Source organism: Pseudomonas sp. R4-39-08 (genome assembly GCF_003852275.1).
Classification (GTDB): domain Bacteria; phylum Pseudomonadota; class Gammaproteobacteria; order Pseudomonadales; family Pseudomonadaceae; genus Aquipseudomonas.
This window is the reverse complement of the sequence record NZ_CP027733.1, coordinates 137,966-160,263: the sequence shown is the minus strand read 5'-3', so window position 1 is coordinate 160,263 and position 22,298 is coordinate 137,966. Positions and strand designations below refer to the sequence as shown.

The following is a 22,298-nucleotide window of genomic DNA, read 5'->3' as shown; positions in this document are numbered from 1 at the left end:
GATTACCGCTCGTGCAACGCCTCGGCCCGCGCCTTGATGATCGGCTTGAGCAGGTAGCTGAGGATGCTTTTCTTGCCGGTGATGATGTCCACCGAGGCGACCATGCCGGGGATTATCAGCAGCGGCTTCTCATCGGTGCCCAGGTGGCTGCGGTCGGTGCGCAGGGTGATCATGTAGTAGGTGGTTTTCTTGTCTTCATCGGTGATGGTGTCAGCGCCGATGCGTTCGAGCTTGGCCTTCAGGCCACCGTAGATGGTGTAGTCATAAGCGGTGAATTTGACCACCGCTTCTTGCCCAGGGTGCAGGAACGCGATGTCTTGCGGGCGGATCTTGGCTTCCACCAGCAGGGTGTCGTTCAGCGGCACGATTTCCACCATGTCACTGCCCGGCTGGATCACGCCGCCGACGGTGTTGACCAGCAGCTGCTTGACGATGCCGCGCACCGGCGAGGTGACCAGGGTACGGCTGACACGGTCTTCCAGTGCGCGACCAGTGGATTCGGCCTTGTTCAGTTCGGTGCGGGCCTCGTTGAGTTGGGTCAGGGCTTCGCTGCGGAATTTGCCACGGGTTTCATCGATCTTGCGCTGCACTTCCTTGATCGCCGATTCGGCGCGGGGGATTGCCAGGGTGGTGGCGTCCAGCTGGCCGCGGGTTTCCATTTCGGCGCGCTTGAGGCGCAGCACTTCCACCGGCGACACCGCGCCCTGGGCCACCAGCGGCTCGGACATGTTGATTTCCTGGCGTTGCAGGGAAAGCTGGCTGCGGTACTGGCCTTGCTTGGAGGTGAACTCGCGCAGTTCCTGTTGGCGCTGCACCAGTTGCTCCTGCAAGCCGCCGACTTCGTCTTTCAACTGCTGGCGACGGCTTTCATACAGCGAGCGCTCGTTGGCGGCCTGGCTGGGCGCGGCCTTGAGTACCTCGTCGGGAATGTTCAGCGGGCGATCATCCACCTGCGCACTCAGGCGCTCGACGCGCAATTGCATGGCCAGGCGCAGGGCTTCGGTTTCGCCGGCGTTGGACACGAACCGCGTGTCATCCAGGCGAATCAGCGGCGCACCGGCCTCGACGATCTGGCCTTCCTTGACGTACAGCTCGGCGACGATGCCGCCTTCCAGGTTCTGGATTTTCTGCAATTTGGACGACGGAATCGCCTTGCCGTCGCCACGGGTCACTTCGTCGATTTCGGAGAAACCCGCCCACACCACCAGAAACAGAAAGAAGGCAATGATGGCCCAGATGGTCAGGCGGATGACTCGCGGCGCATCTTCGATCAACGCTTTGTTGACCTCGGGCAGCGGCTGGCCGTGCAGCGAGTCGGAACCTTTGAAGTAGCGGCCGACCGCGTTTTTGATGGAGTTAAGCAACACTGATCTGCCCCTTCTTCAACGCTTCCATGACCACGGCTTTCGGGCCGTCCGCAAGAATCTGCCCACGGTCGACCACCAGCAGGCGGTCTACCAGGGAGAGCAGCGAGGCACGGTGCGTCACCAGCACCACGGTCTTGTTTTGCACCACGGCGTGCAGGCGTTGTTTCAAGCGTTCTTCACCGGTGTTGTCCATGGCGCTGGTGGGTTCGTCCAGCAGCAGGATAGGCGGGTTGAGCAGCAGCGCACGGGCCAGGGCGACGTTCTGGCGCTGGCCGCCGGACAGGTTCTGCCCACGCTCGCCGACTTGCAGTTCGTAGCCTTGCGGATGCAGGCGCGCGAATTCGTGCACGCCGGCCAATTCCGCCGCCTGCAGGACCATTTCGTCTTCGACGTAGCGTGCACCACTGACCAGGTTGTCACGCAGGGTGCCGGCCAGCAGTTGGATATCCTGGGCGACGTAGCCGATGTTGTGGCGCAGTTCGCTGACATCGATCTGGCGCACGTCCACGCCGTCCACCAGCAACGCGCCGGAGTCGGGCTGGTAAAGGCCGACGATCAATTTGGCCAGGGAGCTTTTGCCCGAGCCGCTGCGGCCGATGATGCCGATTTTTTCCCCTGGCTTGATCACCAGATTGATATTTTTCAGCGCAGCGTTCTGTTGGTTTGGATACGTGAAGTTCAGGCCCCGGCACTCGATGGCGCCTTGCAGGGTGCGGCGGCTCATGGGGCGCTCTTCGAAGTTGCGCTCCTGGGGCAGTTCCATCATCTGGTCCACCGAGGTCATGGTGACCTTGGCTTGCTGGTAGCGCGTGAGCAGGCCCGACAGCGAAGCCAGCGGGCTCAACGCGCGGCCACTGAGCATGTAGCAGGCAATCAGGCCGCCCATGCTCAGGTTGCCGTCGATGATCTGGTACACGCCGAACACGATCATGATCACGCCGGCCAGTTGCTGGATCAGCAGGGTCATGTTCATCGACAGGCCCGACAGCAACTTCACCCGTAGTTCGAGCCGGCTCAAGGTGCCGATGGTCTGTTCCCAGCCGTACTGGCGTTCGCTCTCGGCGTTGTTGACCTTGACCGCGTCCAGCCCGGCGAGAGTTTCGATCAGGCTCGACTGGCGCTCGGCGGCCAGGGCCATGGTGCGTTCCATGGTCGCGACCAACGGCTTCTGCAGGGCGTAGCCGATACCCAGGGCAATCGGGAACGCCAGCACCGGAATCCATACCAGATGGCCGCCGAGCAGGGCGATCACCAGGAAGATCAGCAGCGTGAACGGCAGGTCGATCAGGCTGGTAAGGGTCAGCGAGGCGAGGAAGTCGCGCAGGCTCTGAAACTCATGGATGTTCTGCGCAAAGCTGCCGACCCGCGCCGGGCGGTACTTCATCGACATGCCGACGATGCGTTCGAACAGCGTGGCGGAGATGATCAGGTCGGTTTTCTTACCGGCCAGGTCCAGGCACAGGCTGCGCAGGCTTTTGAGCACCAGGTCGAACAGGTACGCGCCGCAGATGCCCACAGCCAGCACCCACAGGGTGGCGGTGGCCTGGTTGGGTACCACGCGGTCGTACACGTTCATCACGAACAGCGGCGCGGCCATGGCGATGATGTTGATCAGGAAGCTGGCGGCGATGGCGTCGGTGTACAGCCAGCGCGACCGCTTGAGGGTGTCACGAAACCAGGACCGCGCCCGCGGGATCAGGGTGCCGTGGTTGACGTCGAATTTGTGCTGCGGCTGGGCGAAGAAGACTTTGCCGATGTAGTCGGCGGCCAGCAGTTCGCGCTTGATCAGCACTTCCCCGCCGTCGCTTTCGCTGAGCAGCACCCGCGCTTCATCGTCGCCCTGCCAGCCGACCAGCACAGTACTGCGCCCGTCCTTGAGCAGCAGCAGCGCTGGCAACGCGATGGCTGGGATCTGTTCGAGCTTGCGTTGCAACAGCCGGCCCTGCAGCCCGGCACGCGCGGCGGCACGCGCCAGCAACTCGGCACTCAGGCGCTGCGAAGGCAGCGGCAGGCCGGTGGTGAGCATGGCCGCGCTGGCCGGTTTCTGATGCAGGGCGCAGAGTGCCAACAACCCGTCGAGTAACGGGTCGTCGTGCAGCGTGCGTGGATCATGACTGAGATGAACTCGACTGACTTCGGATTCCACGCGGTGCACTCTCGACTAACAGATGGGGCTATGGGGTGACTCAGTTCATCCCAGGCAGCTGGACTTTGGGCTTCACATCGTTTTGCACGATGGAGGCCATTGGAGCGACTACGCCTTGGCTTTTGAGCAATTGGCCCATGGTCGCCTTGATTCGGTACTGAGTAAATAACTGAATGTTCTTGATCTCTTCCAGGCGACGCGAAGCGGTGAACAATTCGTTCTCGCTGTCGAGCAAGTCCAGCAGGGTACGTTGGCCCAGGCTGAACTGTTGCTGGTAGGAGGTGCGCACGCGCGTGCTGTGGTCCACATACTGCTGGGCCACCGGCAGTTGCGCGTTGGCGTTGTTCAGGGCGTTCCAGGCCAGGCCCAGTTCTTCATTGAGCTGGCGCAGGGCGTTGTTGCGGATGTCCAGGGCCTGGTTGGCCTGGTACGACTTCGATTGCAGGTCGGCCTTGTTGCTGCCACCGGCAAACAGGTTGAAGCGCATACGCACCATGGCTTCCCAGCCGTTACTGTGGTTGGCGTCGCCGCCGACGTTATTGTCGGCATTGGTGCCCAGTTCGGCATCAAAGCGCGGATAGAAGCTGGACTTGGCGGCGGCGTACTGCTTCTCGGCGGCAGAGATGTCCGACTCGGCCGAGCGCAGGACCGGGCTGTTATCGAGCATCTGGCGACGCGCTTCATTCAGGTCGGCCGGGAGCATGGCCATGAACGGTGCCGGGCGCTCGAGCTGGTCGGGCATCTGGCCAACGGCGCTGAGGTAGTTGGTTTGCGCATCCGCCAGGTTGGTCTGCTCGGTGATCAGGTTGTTGCGGGCCTGGGCCAGACGCGCTTCGGCCTGGTCCTGGTCGGCACCGTTACCGACGCCGCGCTGGGTGCGCAGCTTGATCTGATCGTAAATGCGTTCGTGGTTGCGCAGGTTGTCTTCGGCCAGGCGCACGAACTCGCGACGGGTCAACACTTCCAGGTAGACCTGGGCGACGGTCAACGCGGTACGCTCGGACGTACCGAGCAGGGAATAGGCACGGGCGTTGACGTTGGCTTGTTGACGCCCGACTTCGCTGGAGGTGGCGAAACCGTCAAAAATCATTTGTTGCAGGCGCAGGCTGGACTCGCCGCGATTGAGGGTTTCCCAGTGGTTGCCGCCCGTGCCATTGGCGAGGCGGGTGGAGGCGTTATCGGTGCCTGCACGGCCATAGCCGGCATTCAAATCGACACGCGGCAGATACCCGCCCTGCGCCGCACGCAGCTGGTAATCGGCGGCGATACGACTGTTCACACCGGCCTGAATCTCAGGGTGCACATCCAGTGCCTGCTGCATGGCTTGGGGCAATGTTTGGGCTTGGACAAAACTGGCGGCGAGAACGAACGGTATTGCCTTAAGCAGGTGCAGACGCATTAAAAAATTCCCCAGGACTTCTTGTCTCAAATCACAGCGATTGGCGCCGCCGCGTCGGATAATGGCTACCGTAATGACCGTACGTCGGAAAGTTCAAATAGCGGAACTGCTTCACACATGTAGGACGGTTCGCCGCATAAATATCAATGTGACATTACGGAGGCGATTGTTTAGGATGGCGACCATAAGGTCAATAGTTTGGCAGAAACTAGATAACTAAAAATTACAGCCAAATATTTGACGTCAGTAACTATCTAGACTACGCCCCCTCCAGTTTGGCCCTACTCTTTAGTGGCCACATGGAAATCATCAGAAACGGATCGCCGGAGAAATATTTAATGAGCAATGTTGTTGCCATCGTCAAAAGCATTGTTGGTCAAGTGTTCGTTATTTCTCCGGAAGGAACGCGCCGTGTTCTGGTTGAGGGTGATCGCCTGTTCGCGGGCGACCAGATTGACACGGGCCTGTCGGGCGCGGTGAGCCTGGAACTGGCTGATGGGCGCACGCTGGACCTGGGCCGCGACACCCAGTGGAGCGCCGACATGCCGGACTCCACTGCCGACCTGGCTGCCGCCACCGAACAGGCCGCGCCATCGGTAGCCGAACTGCAACAAGCCATCGCCGCCGGCGCCGACCCGACCACCGACCTGGAAGCCACGGCCGCTGGCGCAACCGCTGCCGGTAATGGCGCCGCAGGCGGGGGCCACAGCTTTGTAGTGCTGGACGCGACCGCCGGCCGTGTCGATCCGACCATTGGCTTTCCCACCGCCCCTATCGGCCAGGGCACGTCAACCCTGAACACCTTTACGGGTGCCCAGGCTTCTACCGGCAACGGCAACCTGGCGCTGCAGCCTGCGACCCTGAGCCTGAGCGCCACGCCTAGCATCACCGAAGCCGGCGGCGTGCTGACCTACACTGCCACCGTGACCCAGCCCGGCACCAGCGACCTGACCGTCACCCTGTCCAACGGCGCGGTGATTACCATCCCGTCCGGCCAACTGACCGGCACCGTCAACGTGCCCCTGGCACCTAACGACAGCCCGTACATCGACGCCAGCCAGATCAGCGTCAACGTCACCGGCACCACCGGCGGTAACAACCTGGTGCTGACCCTCGACCCTAACCCGGCCGTGACACAGATTACCGACACCCTCGACACCACCACCGTGACCTTGACGGCCGGTTCCAGCGTGACCGAAGGCGGGCAGATCACTTACACCGCGACCTTGACCAACCCGGCGCAGACGCCGGTGACTGTCACTTTGAGCAATGGCTCGGTGATCACTATCAAGGCCGGCGAGTCGACGGGTACGGTCGTGGTCGATACTCCGGCCAACGACGTCTACGTTAATGGGTCGACTGTCAGCACCACTATTACCGGCGCAACCGGCGGGAACTTTGAAAACCTGGTGCCGAGCACCACGCCTGCGGTCACTACGATTACCGATTCGGTTGATACCGCCACCGTCACGCTGACGGCAGGTTCGACTGTGACCGAAGGCGGTCAGATCACCTACACCGCTACCCTGAGCAACCCGGCTCAGACGCCGGTAAGCGTTACATTGAGCAATGGCTCGGTGATTACTATCAAGGCCGGCGAGTCCGTGGGCACCGTGGTGGTCGATACCCCGGCTAATGATGTCTACGTTAACGGTTCAACCGTCAGCACCACGATCACCGGTGCCACCGGCGGTAATTTTGAAAACCTGGTACCGAGCACAATTCCTGCCGTTACGACCATCAATGATTCGGTCGATACCACCGCCGTCACGCTGACGGCGGGTTCGACTGTGACCGAAGGCGGTCAGATCACCTACACCGCTACCCTGACCAACCCTGCGCAGACGCCGGTAAGCGTTACATTGAGCAATGGCTCGGTGATCACCATCAAGGCAGGTGAATCGACGGGCACGGTGGCAGTCGATACTCCGGCCAACGATGTCTACGTTAACGGTTCGACTGTCAGCACCACGATCACCGGTGCCACCGGCGGCAACTTTGAAAACCTGGTGCCGAGCACCACGCCTGCCGTTACGACCATCACTGATTCGGTCGATACCACCGCCGTTACGCTGACTGCCGACACGAGCGTGACCGAAGGCGGCCAGATCACCTACACCGCGACCTTGACCAACCCGGCGCAGACGCCGGTGAACGTCACCTTGAGCAATGGCTCGGTGATCACTATCAAGGCCGGAGAGTCCGTGGGCACCGTTGTGGTCGATACCCCAGCCAACGATGTCTACGTTAACGGTTCGACTGTCAGCACTACCATCACGGGTGCCACCGGCGGCAACTTTGAAAACCTGGTGCCGAGTACGACGCCAGCGGTTACGACCATCAATGATTCGGTCGATACCACCGCCGTCACGCTGACTGCCGACACGAGCGTGACCGAAGGCGGCCAGATCACCTACACCGCGACCTTGACCAACCCGGCGCAGACGCCGGTGAACGTCACCTTGAGCAATGGCTCGGTGATTACCATCAAAGCCGGCGAGTCGACGGGCACCGTTGTGGTCGATACCCCGGCTAACGATGTCTACGTTAACGGTTCGACCGTCAGCACCACGATCACCGGTGCCACCGGCGGTAATTTTGAAAACCTGGTACCGAGCACAACGCCTGCCGTTACGACCATCACTGATTCGGTCGATACCACCGCCGTCACGCTGACTGCCGACACGAGCGTGACCGAAGGCGGCCAGATCACCTACACCGCGACCTTGACCAACCCGGCGCAGACGCCGGTGAACGTCACCTTGAGCAATGGCTCGGTGATTACTATCAAAGCCGGCGAGTCGACGGGCACCGTTGTGGTCGATACCCCGGCTAATGATGTCTACGTTAACGGTTCGACTGTCAGCACCACGATTACGGGCGCAACCGGCGGCAACTTTGAAAACCTGGTGCCGAGCACCACGCCTGCCGTTACGACCATCACTGATTCGGTCGATACCACCGCCGTTACGCTGACGGCGGGTTCGACTGTGACCGAAGGCGGTCAGATCACCTACACCGCGACCTTGACCAACCCGGCGCAGACGCCGGTGAACGTCACCTTGAGCAATGGCTCGGTGATCACCATCAAGGCAGGTGAATCGTCGGGCACGGTGGCGGTCGATACTCCGGCCAACGACGTCTACGTTAATGGGTCGTCTGTCAGCACCACTATTACCAGTGCAACCGGCGGCAACTTTGAAAACCTGGCGCCGAGCACGACGCCTGCGGTCACCACGATTACTGACTCGGTTGATACCACCACCGTCACGCTGACGGCCGGTTCGACTGTGACCGAAGGCGGGCAGATCACTTACACCGCGACCTTGACCAACCCGGCTCAGACGCCGGTGAACGTCACCTTGAGCAATGGCTCGGTGATCACTATCAAGGCGGGCGAGTCGGTAGGCAGCGTGGTCGTCGACACGCCGCCGAACGATGTCTACGTCAACGGCAGCACCATCAGCACCACCATTACTGGCGCAACCGGCGGCAACTTTGAAAACCTGGTGCCGAGTACGACGCCAGCGGTTACCACCATTACCGACTCCATCGACACTACGACCGTCACGCTGACAGCTCCGGCCGAGGCGAACGAAGGTGGTCAGATCACCTACACCGCTACGCTTTCTAATAAAGCCGGCAGCGACGTCACGCTGAAGTTGGACAACGGTTCGAGCATCACCATCAAGGCCGGCGATACCGTTGGCACTGTGACGGTGCCTGCACCTACCGATGACGTGTTTATCGATAAGAGCACCCAGACTGTTCAGATCACCGAGACCACTGGCGGCAACTTCGAAAAACTGGAAGTTGCGGGTGATGGTGCGACGACGACAATTAACGACACCATCGACAAGGTCGATGTGGTTCTGACCGCCACAACCACCGTTGGCGAAGGCGGAAACATCGTCTACACCGCCAGCCTTGTGGATAAGAACGGCGCGCTGGTGACTAACATCACCAATCCGCTGACCGTGACGTTGGATAACGGCCAGAGCATCACCATCGGTGTAAACCAATCGAGCGGTTCTGTTTTGGTTGTAGCTCCAGACGACGTGTATAAGGGCGACCAAACCGTCACGGCCGCTATCAAGGACGTGACCGGTGGCGAGCATTTCGAAAACTTGGTGCCTGGTACTGCTCCGGTCAACACGACCGTTACCGATACGCCGGGTACCGATAACACCACCACCGTGACGCTGACCGCGCCAAGTGCAGTTAACGAAGGTGGGCAGATTACATACACCGCGACACTTTCCAATAAAGCGGGAAGTGACGTCACGCTGAAGTTGGACAACGGCTCGAGCATCACCATCAAGGCTGGCGATACCGTTGGCACTGTGACGGTGCTTGCGCCTACCGATGACGTGTTTATCGATAAGAGCAGTCAGACTGTTCAGATCACCGAGACCACTGGCGGTAACTTCGAGAAGCTTGAAGTTGCGGGCAACGGCGCAACGACAACGATTAACGACACCATCGACAAGGTCGACGTAGTTCTGACCGCCACCACCACCGTTGGCGAAGGCGGCAACATCGTTTACACCGCCAGCCTTGTGGATAAGAATGGCGCGCCGGTGACTAACATCACCAACCCGCTGACCGTGACGTTGGATAACGGCCAGAGCATCACCATCGGTGTAAACCAAACGAGCGGTAGCGTTTCGGTTGTTGCGCCCGATGATGTGTACAAGGGCGACCAGACCGTCACGGCCGCTATCAAGGACGTGACCGGTGGCGAGCATTTCGAAAACCTCGTGCCTGGTACTGCTCCGGTCAACACGACCGTTACCGATACGCCGGGTACCGATAACACCACCACCGTTACGCTGACCGCACCAAGCGCGGTTAACGAAGGCGGCCAGATCAGCTACACCGCAACCTTGAGCAACAAGGCCGGCAGTGACGTCACTCTGAAGCTGGACAACGGCTCTTCGATCACCATCAAGGCTGGCGATACCGTTGGCACCGTGACCGTCCCTGCGCCTACCGATGACGTGTTTATCGATAAGAGCACCCAGACCGTCAAGATCACCGACGCTTCCGGCGGCAACTTCGAAAAACTGGAAGTTGCGGGCAACGGCGCGACCACCACGATCAACGACACCATCGACAAAGTTGACGTAGTCCTGACCGCCACCACCACCGTTGGCGAGGGCGGCAATATCGTCTACACCGCCAGCCTTGTGGATAAAAACGGCACGCCGGTGAATAACATCACCAATCCGCTGACCGTGACGTTGGATAACGGCCAGAGCATCACCATTGGCGTCAATCAGTCGAGCGGCAGCGTTTCGATTGCTGCGCCGAATGACGTATACAAAGGCGATCAAACCGTCACGGCCGCTATCAAGGACGTGACCGGTGGCGAACACTTCGAAAACCTAGTTCCGGGTACCGATAAAGTCACTACAACCGTGACTGACACCCCAGGCACTGATAACACCACCACCGTTACGCTGACCGCGCCAAGTGCGGTCAACGAAGGTGGTCAAATCACCTACACCGCTACGCTTTCCAATAAAGCGGGCAGTGACGTTACGCTGAAGTTGGATAACGGCTCCTCGATCATTGTTAAGGCTGGCGACACCGTCGGCACCGTGACCGTGCCAGCGCCAAGCGATGACGTGTTCGTCGACAAGAGCACTCAGACCGTCAAAATCACCGACGCTTCTGGCGGCAACTTCGAGAAACTGGAAGTTGCGGGTAACGGTGCGACGACGACAATCAACGACACCATCGACAAGGTCGATGTGGTTCTGACCGCCACAACCACCGTTGGCGAGGGCGGCAATATCGTCTACACCGCCAGCCTTGTGGATAAGAACGGCACGCCGGTGACCAACATCACCAACCCGCTGACTGTCACTTTGGATAATGGCCAGAGCATCACCATCGGGGTAAACCAATCGAGCGGCACGGTCACCGCCGTGGCACCTGATGATGTTTACAAAGGCGACCAGACCGTCACCACTGCCATTCAGACTGTCACTGGCGGTGAGCACTTCGAAAACCTAGTGCCGGGCACCACGCCGGTCAATACCACCGTTACCGATACGCCGGGTACCGATAACACCACCACCGTCACGCTGACTGCACCAAGCGCGGTTAACGAAGGCGGCCAGATCAGCTACACCGCAACCTTGAGCAACAAGGCCGGCAGTGACGTCACTCTGAAGCTGGACAACGGCTCTTCGATCACCATCAAGGCTGGCGAGACCGTCGGCACTGTGACGGTGCCTGCGCCTACCGATGACGTGTTTATCGATAAGAGCAGTCAGACTGTTCAGATCACTGACGCCACGGGCGGCAACTTCGAAAAACTGGAAGTTGCGGGCAATGGCGCGACCACCACGATCAACGACACCATCGACAAAGTTGACGTAGTCCTGACCGCCACCACCACCGTTGGCGAGGGCGGCAATATCGTCTACACCGCCAGCCTTGTGGATAAAAACGGCACGCCGGTGAATAACATCACCAATCCGCTGACCGTGACGTTGGATAACGGCCAGAGCATCACCATTGGCGTCAGTCAGTCGAGCGGCAGCGTTTCGATTGCTGCGCCGAATGACGTATACAAAGGCGATCAAACCGTCACGGCCGCTATCAAGGACGTGACCGGTGGCGAACACTTCGAAAACCTAGTTCCGGGTACCGATAAAGTCACTACAACTGTGACTGACACCCCAGGCACTGATAACACCACCACCGTTACGCTGACCGCACCAAGCGCGGTTAACGAAGGCGGCCAGATCAGCTATACCGCAACCTTGAGCAATAAGGCCGGCAGTGACGTCACCCTGAAGTTGGATAACGGCTCGTCGATCACCATCAAAGCCGGCGATACCGTTGGCACCGTGACCGTGCCTGCTCCGACTGATGACGTGTTCATCGATAAGAGCACTCAGACCGTCAAAATCACCGACGCTTCTGGCGGCAACTTCGAGAAACTGGAAGTTGCGGGTAATGGTGCGACCACCACAATCAACGACACCATCGACAAGGTCGATGTGGTTCTGACCGCCACTCCTACCGTCGGCGAAGGCGGCAACATCGTCTACACCGCCAGCCTTGTGGATAAGAACGGTACGCCGGTGAATAACATCACCAATCCGCTGACCGTGACGTTGGATAACGGCCAGAGCATCACCATTGGGGTAAACCAATCGAGCGGTTCTGTTTCGGTTGTGGCTCCGGATGATGTGTACAACGGGGACCAGACCGTCACCGCTGCAATCAAAGGCGTGACCGGGGGCGAGCATTTCGAAAACCTGGTGCCAGGTACTACTCCGGTTAACACCACTGTTACCGACACACCGGGTACCGACAACACCACTACCGTCACGCTGACCGCGCCAAGCGCTGTCAACGAAGGTGGGCAAATCACCTACACCGCGACCTTGAGCAACAAGGCCGGTACTGATGTCACGCTGAAACTCGACAACGGTTCGAGCATCATCATCAAGGCTGGCGAGACCGTCGGCACCGTGACCGTGCCTGCTCCGACTGATGACGTGTTTATCGATAAGAGCACTCAGACCGTCAAAATCACCGACGCTTCCGGCGGCAACTTCGAGAAACTGGAAGTTGCAGGCAACGGCGCAACCACCACCATCAACGACACCATCGACAAGGTCGATGTAGTTCTGACCGCCACTCCTACCGTTGGCGAAGGCGGCAACATCGTCTACACCGCTACCCTTGTGGATAAAAACGGCGCGCCGGTGAGCAACATCACCAATCCGCTGACCGTCACTCTGGATAACGGGCAGAGCATTACCATCGGTGTAAACCAAACGAGCGGTAGTGTTTCGGTTGTTGCTCCCGATGATGTGTACAAGGGCGACCAAACCGTCACCGCCGCTATCAATGGCGTGACCGGCGGCGGGCACTTCGAAAACCTGGTGCCGGGCACCGACAAAGTCACTACAACTGTGACTGACACCCCAGGCACGGATAACACCACCACCGTCACCCTGACTGCGCCAAGTGCAGCTAACGAAGGTGGACAGATCACTTACACCGCTACGCTTTCTAATAAAGCAGGCAGTGATGTCACGCTGAAGCTGGACAACGGTTCCAGCATCACCATCAAGGCCGGCAACACCGTCGGCACCGTGACCGTACCTGCTCCGACCGATGACGTGTTCATCGACAAGAGCACCCAGACCGTCAAGATCACCGAGACCACTGGCGGTAATTTCGAGAAGCTGGAAGTTGCAGGCAACGGCGCAACCACCACGATCAACGACACCATCGACAAAGTTGACGTCGTCCTGACCGCCACTCCTACCGTCGGCGAAGGCGGCAATATCGTCTACACCGCTACCCTTGTGGATAAAAACGGCGCGCTGGTGAACAACACCACCAATCCGCTAACCGTCACTCTGGATAACGGCAAAACCATCACCATCGGTGTGAACCAATCCAGCGGCACGGTTACCAGCGTGGCACCAAACGACGTCTACAAAGGCGATCAAACCGTCACCGCAGCCATCAAAGGCGTGACCGGTGGCGAGCATTTTGAAAACCTGGTGCCAGGTACTACAGCGGTTAACACTACTGTCACGGACACTCCGGGCACAGCTGATACCACTACCGTCACCCTGACTGCGCCAAGTGCAGTTCACGAAGGTGGTCAGATCACCTACACCGCGACCTTGAGCAACAAGGCAGGTACTGATGTAACGCTGAAACTCGACAACGGTTCGAGCATCATCATCAAGGCTGGCGATACCGTTGGCACCGTGACCGTGCCTGCTCCGACTGATGACGTGTTCATCGATAAGAGCACTCAGACCGTCAAAATCACCGACGCTTCTGGCGGCAACTTCGAGAAACTGGAAGTTGCGGGTAATGGTGCGACCACCACAATCAACGACACCATCGACAAGGTCGATGTAGTTCTGACCGCCACTCCTACCGTTGGCGAAGGCGGCAACATCGTCTACACCGCCAGCCTTGTGGATAAGAACGGTACGCCGGTGAATAACATCACCAATCCGCTGACCGTCACTCTGGATAACGGGCAGAGCATCACCATTGATGTGAACCAGTCGAGTGGTTCTGTTTCGGTTGTGGCTCCGGATGATGTGTACAACGGGGACCAGACCGTCACCGCTGCAATCAAAGGCGTGACCGGTGGCGAGCATTTCGAAAACCTGGTTCCGGGTACTACAGCGGTTAGCACTACTGTTACCGACACACCGGCTACAGCAGATGCCACTACCGTCACGCTGACCGCGCCAAGTGCCGTCAACGAAGGTGGTCAGATCACCTACACCGCGACCTTGAGCAACAAGGCCGGTACTGATGTCACGCTGAAACTCGACAACGGTTCGAGCATCATCATCAAGGCTGGCGAGACCGTCGGCACCGTGACTGTTCCAGCTCCCACCGATGACGTGTTCATCGATAAAAGCACCCAGACCGTTCAGATCACCGAGACCACTGGCGGTAATTTCGAGAAGTTGGAAGTTGCAGGCAACGGTGCGACCACCACGATCAACGACACCATCGACAAAGTTGACGTCGTCCTGACCGCCACTCCTACCGTCGGCGAAGGCGGCAATATCGTCTACACCGCCAGCCTTGTGGATAAAAACGGCGCGCCGGTGAGCAACATCACCAATCCGCTGACTGTCACTCTGGACAACGGTAAAACCATCACCATCGGCGTGAACCAATCCAGCGGCACGGTTACCAGCGTGGCACCAAACGACGTCTACAAAGGCGATCAAACCGTCACCGCATCAATCAAAGGCGTCACCGGTGGCGAGCACTTTGAAAATCTGGTGCCGGGTTCCACGCCGGTTAACACCACTGTTACCGATACACCGGGCACTGACAACACCACTACCGTCACACTGACCGCGCCAACCGCCGTGAACGAAGGTGGCCAGATTACGTACACCGCCACGCTTTCCAACAAAGCAGGCAGCGACGTCACCCTGAAGTTGGATAACGGTTCGAGCATTACCATCAAGGCTGGCGACACCGTCGGCGCCGTGACTGTGCCTGCTCCGACCGATGACGTGTTCATCGACAAGAGCACTCAGACGGTTCAGATTACCGAAACCACTGGCGGCAACTTCGAGAAACTGGAAGTTGCAGGCAACGGCGCAACCACCACCATCAACGACACCATCGACAAGGTCGATGTAGTTCTGACCGCCACTCCTACCGTTGGCGAAGGCGGCAACATCGTCTACACCGCTACCCTTGTGGATAAAAACGGCGCGCCGGTGACTAACATCACCAACCCGCTGACCGTGACCCTGGATAACGGCCAAAGCATCACCATCGGCGTGAACCAATCCAGCGGCACGGTTACCAGCGTGGCACCGAACGACGTCTACAAAGGCGATCAAACCGTCACCACCGCCATTAAAGGCGTGACCGGTGGCGAGCACTTTGAAAATCTGGTGCCGGGTACCACAGCGGTTAACACGACCGTCACGGATACCCCGGGCAGCACCGACCTCACCAGCGTCACGCTGACCGCGCCGAGCGCCGTCAACGAAGGTGGTCAAATCACCTACACCGCCACGCTTTCTAATAAAGCAGGCAGCGACGTCACGTTAAAATTGGATAACGGCTCTTCGATCACTATTAAAGCGGGCGACACCGTCGGCGCCGTGACTGTGCCTGCTCCGACCGATGACGTGTTCATCGACAAGAGCACTCAGACGGTTCAGATTACCGAAACCACTGGCGGCAACTTCGAGAAACTGGAAGTCGCAGGCAATGGCGCAACCACCACCATCAACGACACCATCGACAAGGTCGATGTAGTTCTGACCGCCACTCCTACCGTTGGCGAGGGCGGCAATATCGTCTACACCGCTACCCTTGTGGATAAAAACGGCGCGTTGGTGAACAACACCACCAATCCGCTAACCGTCACTCTGGACAACGGCAAAACCATCACCATCGGCGTGAACCAATCCAGCGGCACGGTTACCAGCGTGGCACCAAACGACGTCTACAAAGGCGATCAAACCGTCAACGCAGCTATCAAAGGCGTGACCGGTGGCGAACATTTCGAAAATCTGGTGCCAGGCACCACCGCAGTGAATACCACTGTCACGGATACTCCGGGCACTGCTGATACCACTACTGTCACCCTGACCGCGCCAAGTGCAGTTAACGAAGGTGGACAGATCACCTACACCGCGACCCTGAGCAACAAGGCCGGCAGTGACGTCACCCTGAAGTTGGATAACGGTTCGAGCATTACAATCAAGGCTGGCGACACTGTCGGCACCGTAACTGTGCCTGCCCCGACCGATGATGTGTTCATCGACAAAAGCACCCAGACCGTCAAGATCACCGACGCGACTGGTGGCAACTTCGAGAAGCTTGCAGTCGCGGGCAACGGCGCAACCACCACCATCAACGACACCATCGACAAGGTCGATGTGGTTCTGACCGCCACTCCTACCGTCGGCGAAGGCGGCAACATCGTCTACACCGCCAGCCTTGTGGATAAGAACGGCACGCCGGTGAATAACATCACCAATCCGCTGACTGTCACTCTGGATAACGGGCAGAGCATTACCATCGGTGTAAACCAAACGAGCGGTAGTGTTTCGGTTGTTGCGCCAGATGATGTGTACAAGGGCGACCAGACCGTCACCGCAGCCATCAAAGGCGTGACCGGTGGCGAGCATTTTGAAAACCTGGTGCCAGGTACTACAGCGGTTAACACTACTGTCACGGACACTCCGGGCACAGCTGATACCACTACCGTCACCCTGACTGCGCCAAGTGCAGTTAACGAAGGTGGTCAGATCACCTACACCGCGACCTTGAGCAACAAGGCAGGTACTGATGTAACGCTGAAACTCGACAACGGTTCGAGCATCATCATCAAGGCTGGCGATACCGTCGGCACCGTGACCGTGCCTGCTCCGACTGATGACGTGTTTATCGATAAGAGCGCTCAGACCGTCAAAATCACCGACGCTTCCGGCGGCAACTTCGAGAAACTGGAAGTTGCTGGTAATGGCGCAACCACCACAATCAATGACACCATCGACAAGGTCGACGTGGTCCTGACCGCCACTCCTACCGTCGGCGAAGGCGGCAATATCGTCTACACCGCTACCCTTGTGGATAAAAACGGCGCGCTGGTGAATAACATCACCAATCCGCTGACTGTCACTCTGGATAACGGTAAAACCATCACCATCGGCGTAAACCAATCCAGCGGCACGCTCACCACCGTGGCACCAAACGACGTTTACAAAGGCGATCAAACCGTCACCGCAGCTATCAAAGGCGTGACCGGTGGCGAACATTTCGAAAATCTGGTGCCGGGAACTACAGCGGTTAACACGACCGTCACGGATACTCCGGGCACTGCTGATACCACTACCGTCACCCTGACAGCGCCAACCGCAGTCAACGAAGGTGGACAGATTACGTACACCGCTACGCTTTCCAACAAAGCAGGCAGTGACGTCACGCTGAAACTCGACAACGGCTCGTCGATCACCATCAAAGCGGGTAATACCGTCGGCACCGTGACCGTACCTGCTCCGACCGATGATGTGTTCATCGACAAGAGCACCCAAACGGTCAAGATCACCGACGCAACTGGCGGCAACTTCGAAAAACTGGAAGTCGCGGGCAATGGCGCAACCACCACGATCAACGACACCATCGACAAAGTCGATGTGGTTCTGACCGCCACTCCTACCGTCGGCGAAGGCGGCAATATCGTCTACACCGCTACCCTTGTGGATAAAAACGGCGCGCTGGTGAACAACACTACCAATCCGCTGACCGTCACTCTGGACAACGGCAAAACCATCACCATCGGTGTAAACCAATCCAGCGGCACGCTCACCACGGTGGCACCAAACGACGTTTACAAAGGCGATCAAACCGTCACCACCTCTATCAAAAGCGTGACCGGTGGCGAGCATTTCGAAAACCTGGTGCCGGGTACCACAGCGGTTAATACGACCGTCACGGATACCCCAGGCAGCACCGACCTCACCAGCGTCACGCTGACCGCGCCAAGCGCCGTCAACGAGGGTGGCCAGATCACCTACACCGCCACCTTGAGCAACAAGGCCGGCAGCGACGTCACCCTGAAGTTGGATAACGGTTCGAGCATCACGATCAAGGCTGGCGAGACCGTTGGCACCGTAACTGTGCCCGCGCCAAGCGATGACGTGTTCATCGACAAGAGCACTCAAACGGTCAAGATCACCGACGCAACTGGCGGCAACTTCGAAAAACTGGCAGTCGCAGACAACGGCGCAACGACGACGATCAACGACACCATCGACGATGTAACCGTGGTGCTCAAGGCCACGGGTTCGGTCAGCGAGGGCGGCCAGATCGTCTACACCGCGTCGCTGGTCGACAAAAATGGTGCGGCGGTGACCAACGTCGGTTCCGACCTGGTGGTGAAGCTGGATAACGGCTCGACCATTACCATCGGCAGCGGCAAGTCCAGCAGCTTCACCACCGCCACCGCGCCGAACGATGCGTATGTCGGCGCCAATGATGTCACTGCCAAAATCAGTGCCGTAGTCAGTGGCGGCGACAAATACGAGCACTTGATGGTCGACGGCAGCACCGTGGTCACCAAAGTCACGGATGTGGTCACCAACACTACCCTCAGCATCAGCGGCGACGCTTCGGTGACCGAAGGTGGTACGGCGCACTACGCCCTGACCTTGAGCAACCCGGCGCAAACCGACGTGACCGTCACCCTCAAGTACAGCGGCACGGCCACCGATGGTTCGGATTTCAATGGTGTGTACACCGTGAAGATCCCGGCCGGCACCAGCAGCGTGCCGTTTGATATCCGCACACTTGACGACCGAATCACCGAGCCGACCGAAAAAATCGTCATCACCATCGACAAGGCCACCGGGGGCAACTTCGAGAACCTGGTGATCGACAAGGGCACGGTCAGCACTGACATCCTCGACAACGATGCGCCGCCGGTTATCGACCTGGACGCCAACAACTCCAGCGGTGCCAGCGGCAACGACTTCAAGACCTCCTTCACCGAAGGCACCGCCGGGCCGGGTGTGTCGATTGCCGACACCGATATCAAGATCACCGATCCGGACAGCACCCTGCTGACGGGCGCAACGGTCACCCTGACCAACGCCCAAGCCGGTGATGCCTTGAACCTGGGCAACAGCGTGAACGGCATCAGCGTCAGCACCAACAATCAGACGGGCACCATCACCCTGACGTTGTCGGGCAGCGCGACGCTGGCTGACTACATGCAGCGTATCCAGAACATCACGTTCACCAACACCAGCCACGACCCAAGCACCACGCCGCGCACCATTACCGTGGCGGTGACCGACGGCGGCAATTACTCCAACGTCGCCACCACCACAGTCAACGTGGTGGCGGTCAACGATGCGCCAGTGGCAACGGGCGGGGCCGTGACCGGTACGGAAGACACTGCGCTGGCCTTGACCTGGGCAAACTTCGGCGTGAGCGACGTGGACTCGCCATCAGCCAGCCTCGGCGTGAAAATCACCGACCTGCCGGTGGCCGGCAAACTGCAATACCTGGCAACCGACGGCACCACCTGGACCAACGTGACCAGCGGCCAGACCTTTACCAAAGCCCAGATCGATGGCGGCCAGTTACGCTTTACGCCAAACGCCAACGAGTCCGGCACCGACGGTTATGGCGGCACGGGCATCGGTAACAAGCAGGCCGATTACGCACAGTTCAAGTTCCAGCCCACCGACGGCAAGGACCTGGGCACCAGCGCCACGGTGAAAGTCGATATCACCCCGGTGGCCGACGCGCCAACCCTGGGTGTGGCTGACAACAACGTCAACTCGGTCGGCCTGATCAAGCAGAGCTGGAACAGCCTTCCCGGCCTTGGCACCAGCGGCAACGGCGCCGCACCGGACGTGCTGAAAAAAGCCATCGATGGCGCCGGCACGCCGAACAGCACAGCGGTGGTGACCAATGTCGAGTCCACCACCGACGTTACCCCCGGTTCAGGCGGAAAAATCTCCGGCCTGATGTACATGGAAGCCGGCAAGAACTACACCTTCAGCGGCGTCGCCGATGACAGCCTGCTGATCAACGTCGGCGGTAAAGACGTGGCCAGCGGACTGTGGGGCACCAACAGCGGCAAGTTCAGCGGCACGTTCACGCCGGTGGTCAGCGGTTATTACAGCCTTGAGATCTATCAGGCCAACCAGGCGGGCCCCGGTAGCTTTGACGTCAACCTGTCTATCAATGGCGGCGCGACGCAGAACTTGAGCACCAGCAACGTCCCGCTGTACACCGGCATTGCCGACCTGACCAACGCCGGCGTGACCGTGTCCGACCTGCATGGCAGCAACGGTGACGGTTACTACGTGGGTTATAAGCTCAACGAAGGCCTGGAAAACGGCAGCGTCAAACTGTCCAAGATCACCACCGCGCTGACCGACACCGATGGTTCGGAAACCTTGGCGGTGAAGATCGGTGGCATTCCGGCAGGCTCGGTGCTTACCGACGCTTCGGGACACACCTTCACGGCGACGAAAACCGTGGGCGAAGTCAACGTCAACGGCTGGGACCTGGGCACCCTGACCATCAAGCCGCCGACCTATTACAGCGGCCAGTTCAACCTGACCGTGACCTCGACGTCTACCGAAAGCATCGGCGGCTCGGCGACCACCACCGCGCAATTGCCGGTGACGGTCTACCCGGCGGCGTATAACTCGGTAACCGGCACGTCGGGCAGCGACTCGATCATCGGCACCGACGGCAACGACATCGTCGTGGCCGACATCGGCGGCCTGAACGTGGTGCAGGGCAAGAACTACAACCTTGCCTTCATGGTGGACAGCTCCGGCAGCATGAGCGCAGCGTCGATCGACGCGGCGAAGGCTTCATTGACCACGGTGTTCAACTCACTCAAAAACAGCCTGGGCGCCAACACGTCGGGCACGGTGAATATCTTCCTGGCCGACTTCGATAGCCAGGTGAACAAGTCGATCGCCATCAACCTCAATGCCCCCAATGCGCTGACCCAGCTCAAAGCGGTGCTGGACTCGATGGGGTCGGAAGGCGGCACCAACTACGAAGACGTGTTCAAGACCACCGCCAACTTCTTCCAGAGCGACCTGGCGACCAAAAATACCGGCGCGACCAACCTGACGTACTTCATCACCGACGGCCAACCGACGTTCTACCAGAGCGGCGAGCAGACCAACCCGACGCTGTACGGCAACGTCAAGTTCGATGATGTGGTAACGACGGCCAACTACACGCCCGGGACCGCGGTCGGCAAGTACCTGGATAACACCCATTACTTGAGCATCGACGCCTCGGGTGCCGCTCAACTGCAAACCTCGAACGGCTTCTGGTGGACGGCCTACAACCTGGGCACGGTCCGCGCCCAGGGCGACGGCACCTTTGAGTTGTCCAACCTTGACGGCCGAGGCAACAGCACCGACACGGCAACACTGGCCAACTCCAAGAGCGCCTTTGCGCTGCTGGGCGGGCTGTCGCATGTGGAGGCGATCGGCATCAACAGCGACATCAGCTTAAGCGACCTGAAGCCTTACGACAGCGATGGCAAGCCACAGGCCAATATCGATCCGAAGGACCTGGCCAATGCCATCCTCGGCCATACCGAGGCGACTCTGCCAGGCGCGGACAGCATCAGCGGTGGCGACGGCAATGACATCCTCTTTGGCGACCTGGTGAGCTTCAGCGGGGTGACCGGCGAGGGTTACAACGCCCTGCAGGCTTTCGTGGCACAGAAAGCCGGTGTGGCCGTCTCGGCGGTTACCACCTCGAACGTGCACCAGTACGTCACCGAACATTACGCGGACTTCGACGTGTCCGGCGCCAAGGACGGCAACGACACGCTGCTCGGCGGCAATGGCGATGACATTCTGTTCGGCCAGGGCGGCAACGACGTGCTGGACGGCGGCAAGGGCAATGACATCTTGCTGGGCGGTACCGGCAACGACACGTTGATGGGCGGTCAGGGCAACGACATCCTGATCGGCGGTGCGGGGGCCGACACCTTCGTGTGGAAGGCTGGTGACATCGGCAACGATGTGATCAAGGACTTCAAGGCGTCGGAAGGTGACCGGATTGACCTGCGCGATTTGTTGAAGGGCGAGACGGACAGCACCATCGACAACTACCTCAAGATCACCACGGTAGAAGGCGTGTCGACCCTGCAAGTGAGCAGCGAAGGCAAGCTCAACGCCGCCGGTGGCCTGGCCAATGCGGATGTGACCATCAAGCTGGAAGGCAACGATTGGTCCCACACCAGCATCAACTCGCTGATCAGCGGTGCCGACCCGACCATCAAGATCGATCACACCGCCTAAGCTTGGGTTTATCGGCCGCCCTCGAGGCGGCCGATTTATTT

Annotated in this window: 4 protein-coding genes; 1 reads left to right on the top strand and 3 read right to left on the bottom strand. The window is 59.3% G+C overall.

Features of this window, described 5'->3' with window-relative positions:
* Positions 1-2 precede the first annotated feature (2 nt).
* Genes C4J88_RS00665 through C4J88_RS00655 form a run of 3 tightly spaced genes read right to left on the bottom strand, consistent with a single transcriptional unit; the run spans position 3 to position 4,912 of the window.
* Positions 3-1,367, bottom strand: coding sequence for an HlyD family type I secretion periplasmic adaptor subunit (locus C4J88_RS00665; protein ID WP_124360684.1), 1,365 nt, complete (start codon positions 1,365-1,367; stop codon positions 3-5).
* A complete protein-coding gene (locus tag C4J88_RS00660) occupies positions 1,357-3,513 on the bottom strand; it encodes a type I secretion system permease/ATPase (protein ID WP_124360683.1) in 2,157 nt (718 codons plus the stop codon). The genes C4J88_RS00665 and C4J88_RS00660 overlap by 11 nt, the downstream gene beginning before the upstream one ends.
* 40 nt (positions 3,514-3,553) lie before the next feature.
* Positions 3,554-4,912: a TolC family outer membrane protein gene (locus tag C4J88_RS00655; protein ID WP_124360682.1), complete on the bottom strand. Its 1,359-nt coding sequence runs from the start codon at positions 4,910-4,912 to the stop codon at positions 3,554-3,556.
* Between the two features lie 338 nt (positions 4,913-5,250).
* Between C4J88_RS00655 and C4J88_RS00650 the strand changes: the two genes are divergently transcribed.
* Entirely contained in the window at positions 5,251-22,257 is a 17,007-nt protein-coding gene (locus C4J88_RS00650) for a LapA family giant adhesin (RefSeq protein ID WP_124405939.1), read from the top strand.
* Positions 22,258-22,298 lie beyond the last annotated feature (41 nt).

Excerpts from the sequence above, each read along its gene's own strand:
- C4J88_RS00655 (WP_124360682.1), bottom strand. The coding sequence starts at position 4,912 with ATGCGTCTGCACCTGCTTAAGGCAATACCGTTCGTTCTCGCCGCCAGT.
- C4J88_RS00650 (WP_124405939.1), top strand. The coding sequence starts at position 5,251 with ATGAGCAATGTTGTTGCCATCGTCAAAAGCATTGTTGGTCAAGTGTTC.